At 66.4% G+C, this 19305-nt stretch carries 21 protein-coding genes; 4 read left to right on the top strand and 17 right to left on the bottom strand.

Annotation, left to right across the window (positions count from 1 at the left end):
- Position 1: 1 nt before the first annotated feature.
- From E6J58_21590 to fusA, 14 genes are all read right to left on the bottom strand, one after another.
- Positions 2 to 340, bottom strand: a complete 339-nt coding sequence (locus E6J58_21590) for a 50S ribosomal protein L24 (GenBank protein ID TMB33015.1) — start codon at positions 338 to 340, stop codon at positions 2 to 4.
- Between the two features lie 2 nt (positions 341 to 342).
- Positions 343 to 711 (bottom strand): 50S ribosomal protein L14, encoded by a 369-nt coding sequence (gene rplN, locus E6J58_21585; GenBank protein ID TMB33014.1) that lies wholly within the window; start codon positions 709 to 711, stop codon positions 343 to 345.
- Positions 712 to 714: 3 nt separating this feature from the next.
- Entirely contained in the window at positions 715 to 1023 is a 309-nt protein-coding gene (gene rpsQ / locus E6J58_21580) for a 30S ribosomal protein S17 (GenBank protein ID TMB33013.1), read from the bottom strand.
- Positions 1020 to 1295, bottom strand: a complete 276-nt coding sequence (locus E6J58_21575; GenBank protein TMB33012.1) for a 50S ribosomal protein L29 — start codon at positions 1293 to 1295, stop codon at positions 1020 to 1022. The genes rpsQ and E6J58_21575 overlap by 4 nt, the downstream gene beginning before the upstream one ends.
- A gap of 1 nt (position 1296) precedes the next feature.
- Positions 1297 to 1719: a 50S ribosomal protein L16 gene (rplP, locus tag E6J58_21570; GenBank protein TMB33011.1), complete on the bottom strand. Its 423-nt coding sequence runs from the start codon at positions 1717 to 1719 to the stop codon at positions 1297 to 1299.
- Positions 1720 to 1744: 25 nt separating this feature from the next.
- Positions 1745 to 2458, bottom strand: coding sequence for a 30S ribosomal protein S3 (gene rpsC / locus E6J58_21565; protein ID TMB33010.1), 714 nt, complete (start codon positions 2456 to 2458; stop codon positions 1745 to 1747).
- Positions 2459 to 2460: 2 nt separating this feature from the next.
- The gene (locus E6J58_21560) at positions 2461 to 2823 is read right to left on the bottom strand and encodes a 50S ribosomal protein L22 (protein ID TMB33009.1); all 363 of its coding nucleotides are present in this window, start codon (positions 2821 to 2823) and stop codon (positions 2461 to 2463) included.
- 12 nt (positions 2824 to 2835) lie between these two features.
- A complete protein-coding gene (rpsS, locus tag E6J58_21555; protein ID TMB33008.1) occupies positions 2836 to 3189 on the bottom strand; it encodes a 30S ribosomal protein S19 in 354 nt (117 codons plus the stop codon).
- Positions 3189 to 4025, bottom strand: a complete 837-nt coding sequence (rplB, locus tag E6J58_21550) for a 50S ribosomal protein L2 (GenBank protein TMB33007.1) — start codon at positions 4023 to 4025, stop codon at positions 3189 to 3191. The genes rpsS and rplB overlap by 1 nt, the downstream gene beginning before the upstream one ends.
- A gap of 3 nt (positions 4026 to 4028) precedes the next feature.
- Positions 4029 to 4316, bottom strand: coding sequence for a 50S ribosomal protein L23 (locus E6J58_21545; GenBank protein TMB33006.1), 288 nt, complete (start codon positions 4314 to 4316; stop codon positions 4029 to 4031).
- Positions 4313 to 4933 (bottom strand): 50S ribosomal protein L4, encoded by a 621-nt coding sequence (gene rplD, locus E6J58_21540; GenBank protein ID TMB33005.1) that lies wholly within the window; start codon positions 4931 to 4933, stop codon positions 4313 to 4315. Before rplD ends, E6J58_21545 begins: the two co-directional genes overlap by 4 nt.
- Before the next feature lie 3 nt (positions 4934 to 4936).
- Positions 4937 to 5245, bottom strand: a complete 309-nt coding sequence (rpsJ, locus tag E6J58_21535) for a 30S ribosomal protein S10 (GenBank protein TMB33004.1) — start codon at positions 5243 to 5245, stop codon at positions 4937 to 4939.
- Positions 5246 to 5321: 76 nt separating this feature from the next.
- Entirely contained in the window at positions 5322 to 6527 is a 1206-nt protein-coding gene (gene tuf / locus E6J58_21530; protein ID TMB33003.1) for an elongation factor Tu, read from the bottom strand.
- A 92-nt stretch (positions 6528 to 6619) separates the two neighbouring features.
- Complete coding sequence (fusA, locus tag E6J58_21525) at positions 6620 to 8686, bottom strand: elongation factor G (protein TMB33002.1); 2067 nt, start codon at positions 8684 to 8686, stop codon at positions 6620 to 6622.
- Positions 8687 to 9512: 826 nt separating this feature from the next.
- On the opposite strand from fusA, the gene E6J58_21520 reads away from it, so the two are divergent.
- Positions 9513 to 10373 carry a hypothetical protein gene (locus tag E6J58_21520; GenBank protein TMB33001.1) on the top strand — a complete coding sequence of 287 codons (861 nt, stop codon included), beginning with the start codon at positions 9513 to 9515 and terminating at the stop codon, positions 10371 to 10373.
- Positions 10374 to 10379: 6 nt separating this feature from the next.
- Here E6J58_21520 and rpsG read toward each other — a convergent pair whose 3' ends face one another.
- Both rpsG and E6J58_21510 read right to left on the bottom strand, forming a co-directional pair.
- On the bottom strand, positions 10380 to 10850 hold the full coding sequence (gene rpsG, locus E6J58_21515) for a 30S ribosomal protein S7 (protein ID TMB33000.1): 471 nt from the start codon (positions 10848 to 10850) through the stop codon (positions 10380 to 10382).
- Between the two features lie 14 nt (positions 10851 to 10864).
- On the bottom strand, positions 10865 to 11236 hold the full coding sequence (locus E6J58_21510) for a 30S ribosomal protein S12 (protein TMB32999.1): 372 nt from the start codon (positions 11234 to 11236) through the stop codon (positions 10865 to 10867).
- Between the two features lie 164 nt (positions 11237 to 11400).
- Between E6J58_21510 and E6J58_21505 the strand changes: the two genes are divergently transcribed.
- From E6J58_21505 to E6J58_21495, 3 genes are all read left to right on the top strand, one after another.
- Positions 11401 to 12699, top strand: a complete 1299-nt coding sequence (locus tag E6J58_21505; GenBank protein TMB32998.1) for an APC family permease — start codon at positions 11401 to 11403, stop codon at positions 12697 to 12699.
- Positions 12700 to 14274, top strand: a complete 1575-nt coding sequence (locus E6J58_21500) for an OmpA family protein (GenBank protein TMB32997.1) — start codon at positions 12700 to 12702, stop codon at positions 14272 to 14274.
- Positions 14275 to 14798: 524 nt separating this feature from the next.
- Entirely contained in the window at positions 14799 to 15005 is a 207-nt protein-coding gene (locus E6J58_21495) for a hypothetical protein (GenBank protein TMB32996.1), read from the top strand.
- A gap of 69 nt (positions 15006 to 15074) precedes the next feature.
- On the opposite strand, the gene rpoC is transcribed toward E6J58_21495, so the two are convergent.
- The gene (gene rpoC, locus E6J58_21490) at positions 15075 to 19283 is read right to left on the bottom strand and encodes a DNA-directed RNA polymerase subunit beta' (protein ID TMB32995.1); all 4209 of its coding nucleotides are present in this window, start codon (positions 19281 to 19283) and stop codon (positions 15075 to 15077) included.
- Positions 19284 to 19305 lie beyond the last annotated feature (22 nt).

The raw sequence follows: 19305 nt of genomic DNA, 5'->3' as shown, positions 1-19305 counted from the left end.
CTCAGGCCTGGTCGATCTGTGCGCCGCTGCGCCGGGCGACGCGCACGCGCTTGCCGTTCTCCAGCAGCTTGGTGCCGATGCGCGTGGGCTTCTTCGACTCGGGATCCACCAGCGCCAGGTTGGAGACGTGGATGCTGCCGTTCTTCTCCACGATCCCGCCTTCCGGCGCCGCCGGGTTGCGGCCGCGCTTGTAATGGCGCTTGAACACCATCAGCTTCTCCACGATGGCGCGCTGCTTCTCGTGGTCGATCTCCAGCACCTTGCCGGTCTTGCCCTTCTCCTTTCCGGAGAGGACGAACACGTTGTCACCCTTCTTGATGCGGATGCTCGAGCGGGCCATGGCTAGAGGACCTCCGGCGCCAGGGAGATGATCTTCATGAACTTCTTCGCCCGGAGCTCGCGGGCCACCGGCCCGAAGATGCGGGTGCCGATGGGCTCGCCGTCCTTGCTGACCATCACCGCGCTGTTGGTGTCGAACTTGATGTAGCTGCCGTCGGGCCGCTTCAGCTCGCGCTTGGTGCGCACGATCACGGCGCGCGCGACCTCGCCCTTCTTCACCTTGCTGTTGACCACCGCCTCCTTGACGGAGACGACGATCACGTCGCCGATCGAAGCGTACCGGCGCTTGGTGCCGCCCAGCACCTTGATGCAGGCCACCTTCTTGGCGCCGGAGTTGTCGGCCACGTCCAGCACCGTCTGCATCTGGATCATGACTCAGACCTCTGCCTTCCCCTGCATCTCGGCTTCCGCCTTGACCAGGACCTCGGCCACGCGCCAGCGCTTCTCCCTCGACATCGGGCGCGTCTCGACGATCCGCACCTTGTCACCCGGCTTCGCCGACTGGTGCTCGTCGTGGCACTTGTACTTCTTCTTCTCGGTCATGTACTTGCCGTACTGGCCGTGCTTGGCCCGGCGCTCGACCTGCACGACGACCGTCTTCATCATCTTGTCGGAGAGGACGGTGCCGATGCGGCTCTTGGGGCGTCCGCGCTGCGCCTGCCCGCTCTGCGTGTTCTCGGTCATCGCTGTTCCTTTCCTTCCGCGGGCTGCTCGGCCTGCTTCGGCGGCGGCGGCTGCTTCTGCGCCGCCTTGCGCTGCGCCTTGCTGACCCCCGTCTTCTGCGTGAGGAGGGTGAGAATCCGCGCCAGATCGCGCTTGTTCTTCGTCACGTCGGCGGTGGACTCCAGCGTGCCCGCGCGCCGGCGGATTTTGAGGTTGAAGAGGTTCTCGCGAAGCTCGCCCGCCTTGCGGGTCAGCTCCTCGACGCTCAGCTCCTTCAGCTCGGAGGCCTTCATCTTACGCTCCCAGCTCTCGGGTCCGGCTGATCATCCGGGTGTGGAGAGGCAGCTTGTGCGAGGCGAGCGCCATCGCTTCCTTCGCGATCTCGGGCGTCACGCCTTCCATCTCGTAGAGCATGCGGCCCATCTTCACCACGGCGACCCACTCCTCGACATTCCCCTTGCCGTGGCCCATGCGCGTCTCGGCCGGCTTCTTGGTGATCGGCTTGTCGGGGAACACCCGGATCCAGACCTTGCCGCCGCGCTTGATGAAGCGGGTCATGGCGATGCGGCCCGCCTCGATCTGGCGCGCGGTGAGGCGGCCCGACTCGAGCACCTTGAGGCCGTAGTCGCCGAACGCGAGCTCGCCTCCGCGGTAGGCCTTGCCCTTGTGGCGGCCCTTCTGCTGCTTGCGGAACTTCGTTCTTGCTGGCTGCATCATGACGGTGTCTCTCTAGAGCAAGGGGTTACTGCACCGGCGTCGGCGTCGAGCCGCCGGTGGTCACGCGGCTGGGAGCGCGCGTGGGGGGCTTCTTGGCCGTGTCCGCGGCGCTCTCCGGGAGCACCTCGCCACGGAAGATCCACACCTTGCAGCCGATCTTCCCGTAGGTGGTCTTCGCCTCCGCGAATCCGTAGTCGATGTCCGCGCGCAGCGTGTGCAGCGGCACCCGCCCTTCGCGGTACCACTCGTAGCGCGCCATTTCCGCGCCGCCCAGCCGGCCCGAGCAGGCCACGCGGATCCCCTTGGCGCCAAACTTCTGCGCGGTCTGGATGGCCTTCTTCATCGCCCGCCGGAAGGCGATGCGGCGCTCGAGCTGGGTGGTGATGTTCTCGGCGACGAGCTGCGCATCGGTCTCCGCCTTGCGCACTTCGACGATGTTGAGGAACACCTCGTTCTGCGTGAACTGCTGCAGCTCCTTCTTGATGCTCTCGATGCCGGCACCCCGCTTGCCGATGACGATGCCCGGCCGCGCGGTGTGCACGTTCACCTTCACCTTGCTGGCGGCGCGCTCGATCTCGACCTTGCTGATGCCGGCCTGACCGAGCTTCTTCTTCACGTACTCGCGCAGGCGGATGTCCTCGTGCAGCCAGCGCGCGTAGTTCTTCTCCTCGTACCACTTGGAATCCCAGGAGCGGATGACGCCGAGGCGGAAACCGATCGGATTGACTTTCTGACCCATGCTTAGCTCCGTCTCTTCTTCGGCGTCTCGTCCGAGAGCGTCAGTTGGATGTGGCTCGTCTTCTTCAGAACCTTGAACGCCCGGCCCATGGCCCGCGGCATGTAGCGCCGCAAGGAGGGTCCCTGGTCGACCATCAGCTCTTTCACGGTGAGCCGGTCGACGTCGAGCGACTGGTCCTTCGCGGACTGCTCGGCGTTGGCGACGGCGCTGCGCAATAGCTTGGCCAGCGGCTCCGCCGCGCGCTTCTCCACGTAGGCGAGCTGCGCCAGCGCGGCGTTGACGTTCTTGCCCCGGATGAGGTCCGCCACCACGCGCACCTTGCGCGGGGTGATTCGGAGATACCGGAGGGATGCCTTGGCTTCCATGTCTCGTCTCCGTTACTTCGGCGCCGGCGCGGCCGGGGCGGCAGCGGGCATCGGGGCCCCGGGGGTGGCCGGCGGTGCGCCGGGGGCGCCGGGCTTCACTGCCTTCTTGTCGCCGGTGTGGCCGTGGAAGGTGCGGGTGGGAGCGAACTCGCCGAGCTTGTGGCCCACCATGTTCTCGGTGACGAAGACGGGGATGAATTTGCGCCCGTTGTGCACCGCGAAGGTGTGCCCCACCAGGTCGGGAAGGATGGTCGAGCGGCGCGACCACGTCTTCACCACCTTTTTCTGGTTCTGCCGGTTCATGTCCTCCACCTTCTTGATCAGGTGGCGGTCGATGAACGGGCCCTTCTTGACTGAACGTGCCATCAGCGAACTCCCTTGTCGCGCCGCTTGATGATGAACTTGCTGGTGCGCTTGTTTACGCGCGTCTTGAGACCCTTGGCCTGCTGGCCCCAGGGCGAGACCGGGTGCGGGTTGCCCTGGCCGCTCTTGCCCTCGCCGCCGCCGTGCGGGTGATCGACCGGATTCATCGCCAGGCCGCGCACCGTCGGCCGCCAGCCCTTCCAGCGGTTCCGGCCGGCCTTGCCGATGCGCACGATCTCGTGCTCGGTGTTGCCGAGCTGCCCCACCGTGGCCTTGCACTCGAGCAGGACCATGCGGACCTCGGTCGAGGGCAGGCGGATCTGCGCGTACTTGCCTTCCTTCGCCATCAGCTGCCCGAAGGATCCGGCGGAGCGGATCATCTGCGCGCCGTGGCCCTTCTTCAGCTCGATGTTGTGGATGACGGTGCCGAGCGGGATGGCGTGCAGCGGCAAGGCGTTTCCCGGCCGGATGTCGACCGTCTCGCCCGACTGCAGCACGTCGCCGACGTTCACCCCGACAGGCCAGAGGATGTAGCGCTTCTCCCCGTCGGTGTAGTGGAGCAGCGCGATGCGCGCGGAGCGGTTCGGGTCGTACTCGATGGCCGCCACCTTGGCCGGCACTCCGTCCTTGTCGCGGCGCCAGTCGATGATCCGCAGCCGCTGCTTGTGTCCGCCGCCGCGGTGCCGCGTGGTCATGCGGCCGTACACGTTCCGGCCCCCGGTGGACTTGAGCGGCGCCGTCAGCGAGCGCTCGGGGTAGTCCTTGGTGATCTCCGCGAAGTCCGGCGACGTGGTCAGGCGGCGCCCGGGGCTGGTCGGCTTGTAGGATTTGAGCACCATCGCTTACTTCCCCTCGAAGAGCTGGATCGCGTCGCCTTCCTTGAGCGTCACGATCGCCTTCTTCCAGTTGGGCCGACGGCCTTCGGAGCGGCCGATGCGGCGGAACTTGCCCCGCACGATGTGCGTCTTGATGTCGAGCACCTTCACCTTGAAGAGCTGCTCGATGGCCTGTTTGACCTCGGTCTTGTTCGCCTTGAGGTCGATCTCGAAGGCGAACTTGTTCTCGCGGTCGCGCATGCGGTCGAGCTTCTCGGTGTCGAGCGGGCGCTTGATGATCTCGAAGCGGTTCATGCGAGCACCCCCGTCAGCGCCAGGGCCGCGTCCTTGGTCAGCAGCAGGGTCTGGTGGCGCAGGATGTCGTAGACGTTGGCGCCCTCGACGGGCAGGAACATGTACTTCTTCGCGTTGCGGACGGACTTGAAGAGGTTCTGGTTGTCCTTCAGGCCGAGCACCAGCGCGCTCTCGATCCCGAGCTTCGCGAAGGCATTCACCGCTTCCTTCGTGGAGGGCTTCGCCGGAGTCCAGGCGTCGACCACCACCAGCGCCTTGTCCTGGTTGCGCTTGCTGATCGCCGCCCGCAGGGCCGCTTTCCGCACCCTCTTCGGCACGTGGTACTCGTGGTCGCGCATCTTCGGTGCCATGGCCTTGCCGCCGCCGACCCACTGGCTGGCGCGGATGGAGCCCTGACGCGCCCGCCCGGTCCCCTTCTGCTTGTATGGCTTCTTTCCGCCGCCGGAGACCAGCGACCGGTTCTTCACCCCCACCGTGCCCGCCCGCCGCGAGGCGAGCTGCGCCTTGACCACCTCGTAGAAGAGGTGCTCGGCAACGGGCGCGTTCACGATCTCGTCGGGGAGGTCGATGGTGCCGACCTTCTGCTTCTCGAGGTTGATGACGTCCAGGGTGGCCATGGCTTAGCTCTTGATCTCGACGTCGACGCCTGCGCTCAGGTCGAGCTTCATCAGGGCGTCGAGCGTCTGCTGGGTGGGCTCGAGAATGTCGAGGAGCCGCTTGTGCGTGCGGATCTCGAACTGCTCACGGGACTTCTTGTCCACGTGGGGCGAGCGCAGCACGGTGAACTTGTTGATCCGCGTGGGCAGCGGGATCGGTCCCACCACCTTCGCGCCCGTGCGCTTCGCCGTCTCGACGATCTCGCCGGCCGACTGATCGAGCAGCTTGTAGTCATACGCCTTCAGCCGGATCCGGATCTTCTGGGTCGCCATCGATACCTCTTCTCAAAGACCGAAAAACAGCCGCGCCGTCCGGTTTCCGCCGGACGGTCCGGCCACTTCGAATTCCTTACGCGATCACCTGCGTCACCACGCCCGCGCCGACCGTGCGGCCGCCTTCGCGGATGGCGAAGCGCACTTCCTTGTCCATCGCGATGGGCATCATCAGCTCCACTTCCATTTCGATGTTGTCTCCGGGCATCACCATCTCCACTCCGCCGGGGAGCTTGACGGTGCCCGTGACGTCGGTTGTGCGGAAGTAGAACTGCGGCTTGTACCCGTTGAGGAACGGCGTGTGCCGGCCGCCCTCGTCCTTGGTGAGCACGTAGACGTTCGCCTTGAACTTGGTGTGCGGAGTCACCGAGCCGGGCTTGGAGAGCACCTGGCCGCGCTCGATCTCCTCGCGCTTGATGCCGCGGAGCAGGCAGCCCACGTTGTCGCCCGCGAGGCCCTCGTCGAGAAGCTTGCGGAACGACTCCACGCCGGTCACCACGGTCTTGCTGGTGGGGCGCAGGCCGACGATCTCCACTTCCTCGCCCACCTTGATCTTGCCGCGCTCGATGCGGCCGGTGGCCACGGTGCCGCGGCCTGCAATGGAGAACACGTCCTCGACCGGCATCAGGAAAGGCTTGTCGGTCTCGCGGACCGGCTCGGGGATGTAGCTGTCCATCGCGTCCATCAGCTTGATGATGGAGCCCGCGCCCTGGTCTCCCTTGTCGCCCTGGAGAGCTTTGATTGCAGCTCCCCGGATGATCGGCGTCTCGTCCCCCGGAAATTTATATTGCTTCAGCAGGTCGCGGATCTCCATCTCGACCAGATCGAGCAGCTCGGGGTCGTCCACCAGATCGACCTTGTTGAGGTACACGACGATGCGCTGCACGTTCACCTGCGAGGCCAGGAGCACGTGCTCGCGGGTCTGCGGCATGGGGCCGTCCACCGCCGAGACCACCAGGATGGCGCCGTCCATCTGCGCCGCGCCGGTGATCATGTTCTTCACGTAATCTGCATGTCCGGGGCAGTCGACGTGCGCGTAGTGCCGCTTCTTCGACTCGTACTCCACGTGCGAGGTCGCGATGGTGAGGATCTTGGTCGCGTCGCGCCGGCCCTGCGAGGCGGAGGCCTTGGCCACCTCGTCGTAGGAGACGAACTTCGACCAGCCGTTGTCGGCCGACACCTTGGTCAGCGCCGCGGTCAGGGTGGTCTTGCCGTGGTCGACGTGGCCGATGGTCCCGACGTTGACGTGCGGCTTCTTTCTCTCGAACTTCTCCTTGGCCATGGGTCGTGCTCCTCGCTCTGTCCTGCTGTGAAGTGCTGCGTCTCGCTCGGTGGAGGGGGCGGGCTTTTACGCCAAACCCCGGAAGTTTGCAATCAGCGCCTGAGCAGGGTCTCCGCGATGTGGCCGGGGACCGGCGCATAGTGGTGGAACTGCATGGTGTAGATGGCCCGGCCCTCGGTCGCGGAGCGCAGCGACGTCGAGTAGCCGAACATCTCCGCCAATGGAACGTGTGCGGTGACCACCTGCATTCCCGCCCGCGGCTCCATGTGCAGGATCTTGCCGCGTCGGGCCGAGAGGTCGCCGATCACGTTCCCCATGAACGGCTCCGGAGTGATGACTTCGGTCGCCATGATCGGCTCGAGCAGGATGCCGCCCGCCTTCCGGGCGCCCTCCTTGAAACCGATCGAGCCGGCGATCTTGAACGCCATCTCGTTCGAGTCCACCTCGTGGTAGCTGCCGTCGAAGAGCTCCACCTCGAGGTCGACCATGGGGTAGCCCGCGAGCACGCCGCCCTGCACCGCCTCCTCGACGCCCTTGCCGACTGCGGGGATGTACTCCTTCGGGATGGTGCCGCCCTGGATCTTGTTGATGAACTTGAACCCGCCCCCCTGCGGTCGAGGGCGGATGTGCAACCAGACGTGGCCGTACTGACCTCGCCCGCCGCTCTGGCGGATGTACTTGCCCTCGGACTCCACTTCCTTGGTGATGGTCTCGCGGTAGGCGACCTGCGGCTTGCCGACGTTGGCGTCGACCTTGTACTCGCGCCGCATGCGGTCGACGATGATGTCGAGATGAAGCTCGCCCATTCCGGAGATCACCGTCTGGCCGGTCTCCTCATCGGAGCGGATGCGGAATGACGGGTCCTCGATGGCGAGCCGCTGCAAGGCGAGGATCATCTTCTCCTGATCGGCCGTGCTCTTCGGCTCCACGGCGATGTGCATCACGGGGTCGGGGAAGTCGATCTTCTCGAGGATGATCGGGTGGTCGGCGTCGCTGAGCGTGTCGCCGGTGGTGACGTTCTTCATCCCCACTACGGCCGCGATGTCGCCGGCGAAGATTTCGTCGATCTCCTCGCGCTTGTTGGCGTGCATCCGCAGGAGGCGCCCGATCCGCTCGCGGCGCTCCTTCGCGGAGTTGTAGACCGCCTGTCCCGAGCGCACCTGCCCGGAGTAGACGCGGATGTACGTGAGCTGCCCGACGAACGGGTCGGCCATGATCTTGAACGCCAGCGCGGCGAACGGAGCCTTGTCGCTGGTTTCGCGGACCGCATCCTCTCCGGTCTTCGGCAGCTTGCCATGGACGGGCGGAATGTCGAGCGGACTCGGCAGGTAGTCCACCACGGCGTCGAGGATTCTCTGCACGCCCTTGTTCTTGAAGGCGCTCCCGCAGAGCACCGGAAAGCACTTCATCGCCAGAGTGCCCTTGCGGATGGCGCGCCGCAGCAGATCGCGGGGGACGTCGCCCTTCTCGACGTAGGCATGGAGCGCGTCGTCGTCGTACTCGGCGACTTCCTCCACCAGCTTGTGGTGATACTCCTGGGCCTGCGCGCGCAGGTCGGAGGGGATTTCGAAGGCGACGACCCTCTCGCCCTTCTCGCCCTCGAAGCGCACCGCCTGCATCTCGACCAGGTCGATGACGCCGGCGAACTTCTCCTCCGCCCCGAGGGGAAGCTGGATGCAGACGGGCTTCGCCACGAGCCGGTCGACGATGGTCCGAACCGACATGAAGAAGTCGGCGCCCACCCGGTCCATCTTGTTGATGAAGCAGATGCGCGGAACCTTGTACTTGTCGGCCTGGCGCCAGACGGTCTCGCTCTGCGGCTCGACGCCGTTGACGGCGTCGAACACCGCGCAGGCGCCGTCCAGCACGCGTAAAGAGCGTTCGACTTCGATGGTGAAGTCGACATGGCCGGGCGTGTCGATGATGTTGATCTGGTGATCGCGCCAGAAGCAGGTGGTCGCGGCGGCGGTGATGGTGATGCCGCGCTCCTGCTCCTGCTCCATCCAGTCCATGACGGCGGTTCCTTCGTGGACCTCGCCGATCTTGTAGCTGACCCCCGTATAGAAAAGGATCCGCTCCGTGGTCGTGGTCTTCCCCGCATCGATGTGCGCCATGATGCCGATGTTTCGGCAGCGCTCGAGCGGGAAGGTGCGGGCCACGGCGAATACCTCGTCAGTGCGGGCGCTTGCGCGCCTGGGGACCGGATGAACGAATTGCTTGAGAAAGAACGGACTTCCTCGGGGGACGGGGCACCCTTCGATGGCGCGCTGCGGCGTCCTCTGTGTCGCAGGGCCGCGTGCGCGGCTGCCGGGCGGGCGAGCGCACTCTCCTCGTCTCTTCGGCCTGGCGTGCGCATTTTCGTCATTGGGGGAGCCGCATGCGCGCTATCGCCGCCGTTCTCGTACTCGCGGCGGTGGCCTGCAGCAGCAGCTCGGGCGTTCATCCAGTCGCTGATGATCCTCCTCCGTCCGTCGGCGCCCCCCCCGTTGCGCCGAGCGTAGCCGCGCGCCGCCTGGCCGTTACCGTCGAGGGATCCGGAGCGATCCGGAGCGACCCCGTCGGAATCGACTGCCCCGGTGCGTGCGCTGCGGACTTCCGCGCAGCGACGAATGTGCGACTGGTCGCCATTGCGGACAACGACTGGGTCTTCGACGCGTTCACGGGCTCTTGCGCCGGCGCGGTCTGCGACCTGACGCTGTCGACGGATGCGTCCGTGTCCGCGCATTTCGACCGAGGCCGCGCGCGGCTTTCGGTTGGAATGGTGGGAAGCGGAGGTGGCAGGATCACGTCCGAGCCGCCGGGCATCGACTGCCCCGGACGATGTAGCGCGACGTTCCCGGCCGGGACGCTAGTGCGTGGAGCGGATCGTGCGCGGGGAGGGATTGCCAGGTGGTCGTTCGCGCCCACACGGCGGCCGTCGGCCGATTCGAGCTACGCCGTTATGCAGTCACACCGCTTGCCGACCCACAATCCTTCGCCTCGATCATGAGTCCACGCTCGGGACTGGTTGGCGGTGCATATACCAGCGGCGCGAGCTTTTTCTGGGACGGCGTGCTTCACGACGTCGGCATGGCTTGGCCGACGGACGTGCACGGGATCAATGATTCCGGGACGATTGTAGGCGTCCACGGCACTCCCGATTTTCGCGCCTTCCGGTGGGAACGCGGCGTCGCGGCCGACCTTGGGACGCTTGGCGGCGAGAACAGCTGGGCAGCGGCCATCAACGCCGAAGGCATGATCGCGGGGTGGGCCCAGCTCGCCGACCACAGCATCCACGCGGCGGCGTGGGCTGACGGCCTCGCCACCGACCTCGGGTCGATCGATCCCATCCACTGCGACTACTCGGAGGCGTACGGAATCAACTCGAAGGGGATCATCGTGGGCGAATCCTGCGTCGCCAACGCATTCCATCCCGTCCGATTCCGGAAGCCCGGAGTGATCGACGATCTCGGCTCCTGGGGAGGAAGCTATGGCCGCGCCGTCGCCATCAACAACGTCGGCGTCATCGTCGGCTACGCCACGCGCCCAGAACGGTCGACGTACCACGCCTTCATCTGGACGGAGGGGACGACCCTGCGCGACGTCGGATCACTTCCAGGCCTCGTGCACAGCTATCTCGGCTGCATCAACTCGGCCGGCGTCGCTGCGGGAATCTCCTTCGACGAAAACGACGTGGTCCGCCGCGGCATCGTCTGGGGCGAAGATCGTCTGTTCGATCTGAACGATCTCGTCGTGCCGGGCCCGTACTTCATCGACTCCGCAGCATGCGTCGACGAATCCGGGCGCATCGCCGCGACGTCAGTGTTCGACGGCGAGTGGCGCGCCGTCCTGCTCACACCGCTCTAGCCCCGTCTACCAGCGGTAGTGCGCGAAGGCCTTGTTTGCCTCCGCCATCTTGTGCGTGTCCTCGCGCTTCTTCACCGCGTTGCCGCGGTTGTTCGCGGCGTCCATCAGCTCAGCAGCGAGCTTCTGGTCCATGGTCTTCTCGCCGCGCTCCTTGGCGTACTCGATCAGCCAGCGCATGGCGAGGGCGACCCGGCGCTCCTGGCGCACTTCCACCGGCACCTGGTAGGTGGCGCCGCCGACGCGGCGGCTCTTCACCTCGAGCACCGGCTTGACGTTGTCGAGCGCCTTCTTGAACGTCTTCAGCGGGTCGTCGTTGGTGCGCTGCTGCACCAGATCGAGGGCCCGGTAGGCGACGCGCTCGGCGACCGCCTTCTCGCCCCTGCGCATCATGTCGTTGATGAATTTGGCGAGCAGCCGGTCCTGGAACTTCGGATCGGGAAGGATCCTGCGCTTGGCAACTTCACGACGACGAGGCATTTCTGACGTTCTCCTTAAGACGGCCGCTTCGCGCCGTACTTGCTGCGGCCCTGCTTGCGGCCAGCCACGCCGACCGAGTCCAGCGTTCCGCGGATGATGTGGTAGCGCACGCCCGGCAGGTCCTTGACGCGGCCGCCGCGGATCATCACCACCGAGTGCTCCTGCAGGTTGTGGCCGACGCCGGGGATGTAGCTCGTCACCTCCATCCCGTTGGTGAGCCGCACGCGCGCCACCTTGCGCAGCGCCGAGTTCGGCTTCTTCGGGGTGGTGGTGTAGACGCGGGTGCAGACCCCCCGCTTCTGCGGGCAGCGGGTCATCGCGGGCGCCTTGCCCTTGTAGATGACCTTCTCGCGGCCCTTGCGAATGAGCTGGCTGATCGTCGGCATCGTGCCTTTCAACGCAACCGCCGCCTCGAGATGCCGGCGGCGGCAGGAAAAACAGGGAGTTGTCCCCGAAAAGGCGCGCATCATACTGGGGAAGCTCTCGCTGTCAAGCGAAGGTGGCGCTCGCTGACGCGCTTGGCTGCCCGCCCGCCCTCGGGCATTGTTAGATGCAAGTGCGCGCCAGAAACCGGATGACGCTGCTGGACTGCGTCGGGCTCGGCATCAACGGCATCATCGGCACTGGCATCTTCCTTCTTCCCGCGAAAGTCTTCCGCAACGCGGGCGGCTTCTCCTGGGCCGCTTGGCTCGCCATCGGCGGAGTCTGCCTCCTCGTGGGGCTCTGTTTCTGCGAGACCGCCGGCCGCGCCGAGCGAAACGGCGGCCCCTACCTGTACGCGCGCGATGCGTTCGGGCGGTGGGTCGGCGTCGCCGTGGGATGGATGGCGCTGATGGCGAACCTGTTCGCCTACGGAGCGGTCGCGCGGGGAATCGGGCGAAACGTTTCCTTTTTCGTCCCGTCGCTGAACGGCGCGGCGCCCCAGATCGCGCTGGCGATCGCGGTCATCGCGGGCCTGGCCGCGCTCAACTACCGCGGCATTCGCCCTGGCGCTCTGACCAGCGATTTCTTCAGCGGCGCGAAGCTGATTCCGATCCTCCTCTTCGTCGGCATCGGGCTGCTCTTCGTCGACTGGCACCGCCTCGCGCTGCCGCCGCCGGCGGGAGAGACGAAGCTCGAGGCGCTCAAGCTCGGCGGTTTTGCCGCGCTCTTTGCCTGCACCGGCTTCGAGTACGTCCCGGTAACCGCCGGCGAGACCGACAATCCGCGACGCAACGTTCCCCTCGCGCTCTTCTTCGCGCTGCTCGGGTCGGTCCTGCTGTACGTCGTCGTGCAGGTCGTCTTCATGGGAACGCACCCCGATCCCGGCACGGCGGACAAGCCGCTGGCGGAAGCGGCGGCGGCGTTCGCGGGTCCCTGGATGGGCCGGTTCGTCGCGCTGGGATCGGTGATCTCCTCGTTCGGCTATCTGACTGCGGTCGCGCTGGTGACTCCACGCTACCTCTCGGCGCTGGGGGAGAACGGTGAGCTCCCTGCCGTGTTCGCCCGTACGAATCCGCGCTTCGGCACGCCGTCGATCGCCATCGCGGTCACGGCGCTCGTCTGCGCGGGGCTGGCGGTCTTCGCCGACTTCGACCGCCTCTCGGACCTGAACAACGCCGCCGTCTTCGCGCAGTACGTGCCCACCTGCCTCGCCGTCCCCATCCTGCGGCGGACGAAGGGCGCGAGCGCGTTCCGCCTGCCGCTCGGACCCACCATTCCGTTGCTGGCGACGCTCGGCTGCATCCTCTTCCTCAACGGCATCAAGCGCGACGACGCGATCTTCTCCGTCGGCACGCTCGCCGTCGGTCTCGCCCTCCACGGCGCCTGGCGCGCATTCGGACGGCGCACCGTCGCGGAGGCCGGCTAGTTGGGTCACCTCCTCGCCCTGCTCGTCGCCGCTCTCCCCGAGGTGAACCTTTCTCTCTTGCGGCCGGCGAGCGGAAGCGACGGGCTTCTCGGCGTGGAAGGAGCGCGGCCGCCGACGGATTCCTCCGAGCCACTCCAGCTCCAGGTCGGTCTCGACTTCGGGTACAAGCCGATCCGTATCGGCCTGGATGGAGTGAGCCACGAATCGCGCAGCGGTGGCTGGGTGCAGCTCGCGGCACCGCTGAACGGGTACGCATCCATCTTCGCGCAGCTTCCCATCACGCTGGGGCAGTGGCAGTCGGGGAGCGTCGCGCAAGTCGCGGGCGCGCCTACGCCGTCGTTCGGGTTCTCCGTCGGCGACATCCGGGCAGGCGTGCGGCACGGCTTTCTCCGCGGGCCCATCGACCTTGCGGGGCAGCTCTCGGTCGAGGTGGCGAGCGGCGCGCACCAGTCGCTCACGGACGACCAGCGGCTGGTGGTGGAAGGGCTGGTCGCGGTAGCGCGGCGCCGCGGGCAACTGGAGCTGATCGGAAACGCGTTCCTGCGCTTCCGGCCGCCGCACGACGTCGGAACGGCGAAGCTCGGCAACGAGATCGGGCTGCGCGGGGGCGCCGCCTGGTGGCTGTCGACGCGGTCCCGCGCCTACGCAGAGCTCGAGCTGCAGTCTTCCCTGCGCGATCTCTCGCAGCAGTCGTTTCCCATCGAGTGGCGCATCGGTGCGACATTGTGCGCGACCTCGGTCATTGCGGCCGACCTTGCCGGAGGAACGCGCCTCGACGACGGGCTCGGCGCGCCGTCGCTGCGCGGCGTAGTCGCGCTCCGTTACGCGCCTTCTCTCTGCACGCCGCCCAAGCGCGACACCGGCCCCGAACCAGGCCTCAAGGAGCTGGTGGCGCAGATCGCGAAGGAGCGCGCCGAGCGCGAGAAGGAGGAGCAGGAGAAGCGAATTCCCAAGCTCCTCGGGCCGTCGGAATCGGCGGCGCGGGAGGCGCTGATCCGTTCCGAGGCGGCCGATCTTCTTCCCGCTTCGGAGGGTCAGGCGGCCTCGCGCGCGACGACGTATGGCGAAGAGGAGTCGCGTGATTCCGATGGCGATGGCGTTCCCGACGCCATCGACAATTGCCCCTTCGTCAAGGGCCCTGCCGACAACGCCGGGTGCCCGCGCGCGGAAAAGCAGATCGTCTCCATCCGCGAGAACCGGATCGACATCCTCGACAAGGTCTACTTCGCGCCGGCCAAGACGCTGATCCATCCGCGCTCGACGCGCCTGCTGAACCAGATTGCGCGGGTGCTCAAGAACCATCCGGAGGTGGTGCGCATCGACGTGCAGGGACACACCGACAGCACCGGCCGAATCGCCACGAACCTGGCGCTCTCGCAGGCGCGCGCCGAGGCGGTAGTCGGCGCGCTGATCCGTCGCGGCGTCGCCGCCAACCGCATGGTCGCGCACGGCTTCGGACCGAACCAGCCCATCGCCACGAACTCGACGCGCCAGGGCCGGGAAAAGAACCGGCGCGTCGAGTTCCGGGTGATCCGGCGCAGGGTGGCGGGCGAAGTGACGGACGTGGGTCCGTAGCGCGGCGACTACGTGTCCTCCTGGCCGTCGTGGTCGTCGTCCTTGAACGCCCTGAACGAGCTCTGGATGTTGTTCTCGATCTCGGCTTGTGCAGCTCGAACCGGATCTCGCTGCCCTCCGCATCCCGCGACAAACATGGCGAGAATGACTGCAATGGCGACGTTCATGTCTCCCTCCCGTAAGAGTTACCGTGGGGAAGACACCGCGGCCCATCACCGCGACCCAGAAAGCTTCAGCGACATCAGTGGGTTCGCCACCTCCGAGCGCCCACTGCAGCACATTCCACTTCCGCCCTGAGCAGCGGCATGGTCCGGCGGAACGTTCCGCGTCAGCGCGATGACTCGCCAATTGACGGAGCGCGTAGTCGCCGGACTGAAGGGGCACGATTTTGTTGCCGCGCGCCCACGTCGCCGACATCTTCGTCCCCCACTATCGGCCTCGCGTAGAGCGGCCCGCGACCCTCCGCCGCAGGGCACGTCCGTTGCACCTGAGGTAAACCCAGCCCCCCACCGGGAGGACGCACCATGATCCCCAGCGCCTTCGAACCCTACGGCCTCCTCCTGACCGAGCTCTACCAGCACGCGGTTTCCAGCGACCGCGCGCTGCGGGCAGCCGTCAAGGCGCGCCGCGCCCGGAACCACCTTCTGAACGCCATCTACTCGCGCCTGCCGACCGAGACCGAGAGGGCCTCCCGCAGCCGGGAGTGGATCAAGCAGACGCTGTCGCGATAGCGCGCTGGAAACGACAACGGCGGCGAGCCCGAAGGCCCGCCGCCGCCGCGTGTTCCAATCCGATGCGCTCTACTCTTCCGCTGCCACCATGGCCGGTGGCGCGGTCTCCGCGCCCGACGCGATGGCCAGCGCCTCCTCGGCAGCCTCCACCTCGTCCACCGGCGTCTCCACCTCGATGTCGAGGTGCTTGTACGCCGTCAAGCCCGTGCCGGCCGGGATCAGCCGGCCCATGATCACGTTCTCCTTGAGCCCGCGCAGGTAGTCGACGCGCCCGGAGATCGCCGCCTCGGTCAGCACCTTGGTGGTCTCCTGGAACGACGACGCCGAGATGAACGACTCGGTCGAGAGCGACGCCTTGGTGATGCCGAGGAGCAGCGGCTCGCCCACCGCGGGCTTGCCTCCGGCCGCCGTCACCCGGGCGTTCTCGTCGTCGAACATCTGCTTCTCCACCTGCTCGTCGACGAGGAAGTTGGTGTCCCCTACCTCCTGGACGCGCACGCGGCGCAGCATCTGCCGGACGATGGTCTCGATGTGCTTGTCGTTGATCTTCACGCCCTGCAGCCGGTAGACCTCCTGCACCTCGTCCACCATGTAGCGCGCGAGCTCCTTCTCGCCGAGCACCTTGAGGATGTCGTGCGGGTTGGCCGCGCCGTCCATCAGCGGGTCGCCCGCCTTCACCCGGTCGCCGGCGTGCACGTTGATGTGCTTGCCCTTGGCAATCAGGTACTCCTTGGCGAGGTCGGTGCGGAGCTTGCCCTCGATCTCCGGCGTGACCACCACCTTGCGCTTGCCCTTGGTGTCCTTGCCGAAGCTGACCACGCCCTCGATCTCGCTGATGACCGCGTGCTCCTTCGGCTTGCGGGCCTCGAACAGCTCGGCCACGCGCGGGAGACCGCCGGTGATGTCCTTGGTCTTGGTCGTCTCCCGCGGGATGCGGGCGATCACCTCGCCCGCCTCGATGGAGTCGCCGTCGTTGACGGTGATGTTGGCGCCGACGGGGAGGTTGTAGCGGGCCGGGGTCTCCGACCCGGGCAGGTTCTTCGCATTGCCCTTGTCGTCCTCGATGCTGATCCGCGGCTGCGCCTCGGCGTCGCGGCTCTCGATGATCGACTTGCGCGAGAGGCCGGTGACCTCGTCGAGCTGCTCGTTCATCGTCACGCCTTCGATGATGTCCGAGAAACGGATGGTGCCTCCGACCTCGGCGACGATGGGCGTGGCGAACGGATCCCACTCGGCGAGCTGGGTGCCCACCTCGATCTTCTGGCCTTCCTTGACGTTCAGCTTGGCCCCGTAGATCACGTTGTAGCGCTCGCGCTCGCGGCCGTTCTCGTCGGCAACGACCAGTTCGCCGTTCCGGTTCATGACGACGGTGGAACCGTCCTTGCGCTTCACTGTCTTCAACGCGTGGAAGTGCACCACGCCGGCGTGCCGGTTCTCGATGGTGCTCGCTTCCGCGCGCCGCGTCGCCGCGCCGCCGATGTGGAAGGTGCGCATCGTGAGCTGGGTGCCGGGCTCGCCGATCGACTGCGCGGCGATCACGCCCACAGCCTCCCCGATGTTCACCTTGCGACCGCGCGCCAGATCGCGGCCGTAGCACTCGACGCAGATGCCGCGCCGCGCCTGGCAGGTGAGCACCGAGCGGATCTTCACCTTCTCCAGACCGGCTTCCTCGATCTCCTTCACCTTGTTCTCGTCGATCTCCTCGTTGGCCTTGAGGAGGATCTCGTGGGTGAAGGGGTCCTCGATGTCATCGAGGGCGACGCGGCCCAGGATGCGCTCGCCCATCGGCTCGATGATCTCGCCGCCTTCCACCAGCGCGCCGAGCGCGATGCCGTCCATGGTGCCGCAGTCGTATTCGGTGATGATGGCGTCCTGTGCCACGTCCACCAGGCGGCGCGTCAGGTAGCCGGAGTTGGCCGTCTTCAAGGCCGTGTCGGCGAGGCCCTTGCGGGCGCCGTGGGTGGAGATGAAGTACTGCAGCACGGTGAGGCCTTCACGGAAGTTCGCCGTGATGGGCGTCTCGATGATCTCGCCCGACGGCTTGGCCATCAGGCCGCGCATGCCCGCCAGCTGGCGGATCTGCTGGGCGGAGCCTCGGGCTCCGGAGTCGGCCATGATGAAGATCGGGTTGAAGGAGGGCTGCTTCTTCTCCTTCCCGTCCTTCTTCACCGACTCGGTGCCGATCTCGCCCATCATCTCGCCGGCCACCTGCTCGGTGACCTGCGCCCAGATGTCGATCACCTTGTTGTAGCGCTCGCCGTCGGTGATCAGGCCTTCCAGGTACTGGTTCTCGATCTCGGCCACTTCCTTCTGCGCGCCTTCCAGCATCTCCTGCTTCTTGGCAGGGATGACCATGTCCTTGATGGCGATGGAGATGCCCGCCTTGGTGGCGTAGCCGTACCCGAGCGAGCGCAGCCGGTCGGCGAGGAGCACCGTCTCCTTCTCGCCACAGAGGCGGTAGCAGATGTCGATCAGGTTCCCCAGCGTCTTCTTGTCCATCACCTTGTTGATGGTGCTGAACGGGATCTTCTTCGGGAGTACGTCGCTGAGCAGCACGCGGCCCACGGTCGTCTCGACGCGCGCCCGGCCGGTCCCTTTGCCGTCGGCGTCGAACTGGTCCATGCGGCAGATGACCTTCGCCTGCAGATCGACCTCGTGATGGTCGTATGCCGACCGGACCTCGGCCGGCGAGGCGAACACGCGCCCTTCACCGTGCGCCAGCACCCGCTCGCGGGTCAGGTAGTAGAGGCCGAGCACGATGTCCTGCGTGGGGACGATGATCGGCTTGCCGTGCGCGGGGCTGAGAATGTTGTTGGTGCTCATCATCAGCACGCGCGCTTCCACCTGCGCCTCGATGGAGAGCGGCACGTGCACCGCCATCTGGTCGCCGTCGAAGTCCGCGTTGAAGGCGGAGCACACCAGCGGATGGAGCTGGATGGCCTTGCCCTCGATCAGCACCGGCTCGAAGGCCTGGATGCCGAGGCGGTGCAGCGTCGGCGCGCGGTTCAGGAGCACCGGGTGCTCGCGGATCACTTCCTCGAGGATGTCCCAGACCTCCGGGCGCTCCTTCTCCACCATCTTCTTCGCGCTCTTGATGGTGGTGACGTGCCCGCGCTCCTCGAGCTTGTTGTAGATGAACGGCTTGAACAGCTCGAGCGCCATGATCTTCGGCAGGCCGCACTGGTGCAGCTTCAGCTCGGGTCCGACCACGATCACGCTGCGGCCGGAGTAGTCGACGCGCTTGCCGAGCAGGTTCTGGCGGAAGCGCCCCTGCTTCCCCTTCAGCATGTCGCTCAAAGACTTCAGCGGCCGCTTGTTGGGGCCGGTGATGGTCTTGCCGCGCCGGCCGTTGTCGAACAGCGCGTCGACCGCCTCCTGCAGCATGCGCTTCTCGTTCCGGATGATGATGTCCGGAGCGTTGAGCTCCTGCAGGCGCTTCAGGCGGTTGTTGCGGTTGATCACGCGCCGGTACAAGTCGTTGAGGTCGGAGGTCGCGAAGCGGCCGCCGTCGAGCGGCACCAGCGGGCGGAGATCCGGCGGGATCACCGGGATCACGTCCAGCATCATCCACTCGGGTCGGTTCCCGGATTCCAAGAAGGAGTCGACCACCTTCAGCCGCTTCGCGAGCTTCTTGCGCTTGGCGTCGCTGGTCGCCTCCTTCATTTCCTTGCGGAGCTGGTCGGCGAGCTGGTTGATGTCGATCTGCTTGAGCAGCTGCACCACGGCCTCGCCGCCCATCCCGGCGGAGAAGGCGTCCTCGCCCAGCTCTTCCAGCGCCTTGTGGTACTTGTCCTCGGAGAGGAGCTCGCCGCGCACGAAGGGCGAGTCCTTCGGGTCCACCACCACGTAGCTCTCGCAGTAGAGGACCTTCTCCAGGTCCTTGAGCGTGATGTCGAGCAGGTTGCCGATCCGCGAAGGCAGCGACTTCAAAAACCAGATGTGCGCGACCGGCGTGGCCAGGTTGATGTGGCCGAGCCGCTCACGCCGCACCTTGGACTGGATGACCTCGACGCCGCACTTCTCGCAGACCACGCCGCGGTGCTTCATGCGCTTGTACTTGCCGCAATTGCACTCGTAGTCCTTCACCGGCCCGAAGATCTTGGCGCAGAAGAGCCCGTCCCGCTCCGGCTTGAAGGTGCGGTAGTTGATGGTCTCCGGCTTCTTCACCTCGCCGTGCGACCACTGGCGGATCTTCTCCGGCGACGCCAGCGAGATGCGGATGGCGTTGAAGGAGAGCGGATCCTTGGGCTTCTCGAAGAAATTGAAAATGTCCTTCACGTTTTTTCTCTCCGAATCTCGA

This window comes from Deltaproteobacteria bacterium (genome assembly GCA_005879535.1).
Classification (GTDB): Bacteria; Myxococcota; Myxococcia; order Myxococcales; family 40CM-4-68-19; genus 40CM-4-68-19.
The sequence above is the reverse complement of the archived record's forward strand: the minus strand, read 5'-3'. Positions and strand labels throughout refer to the sequence as shown.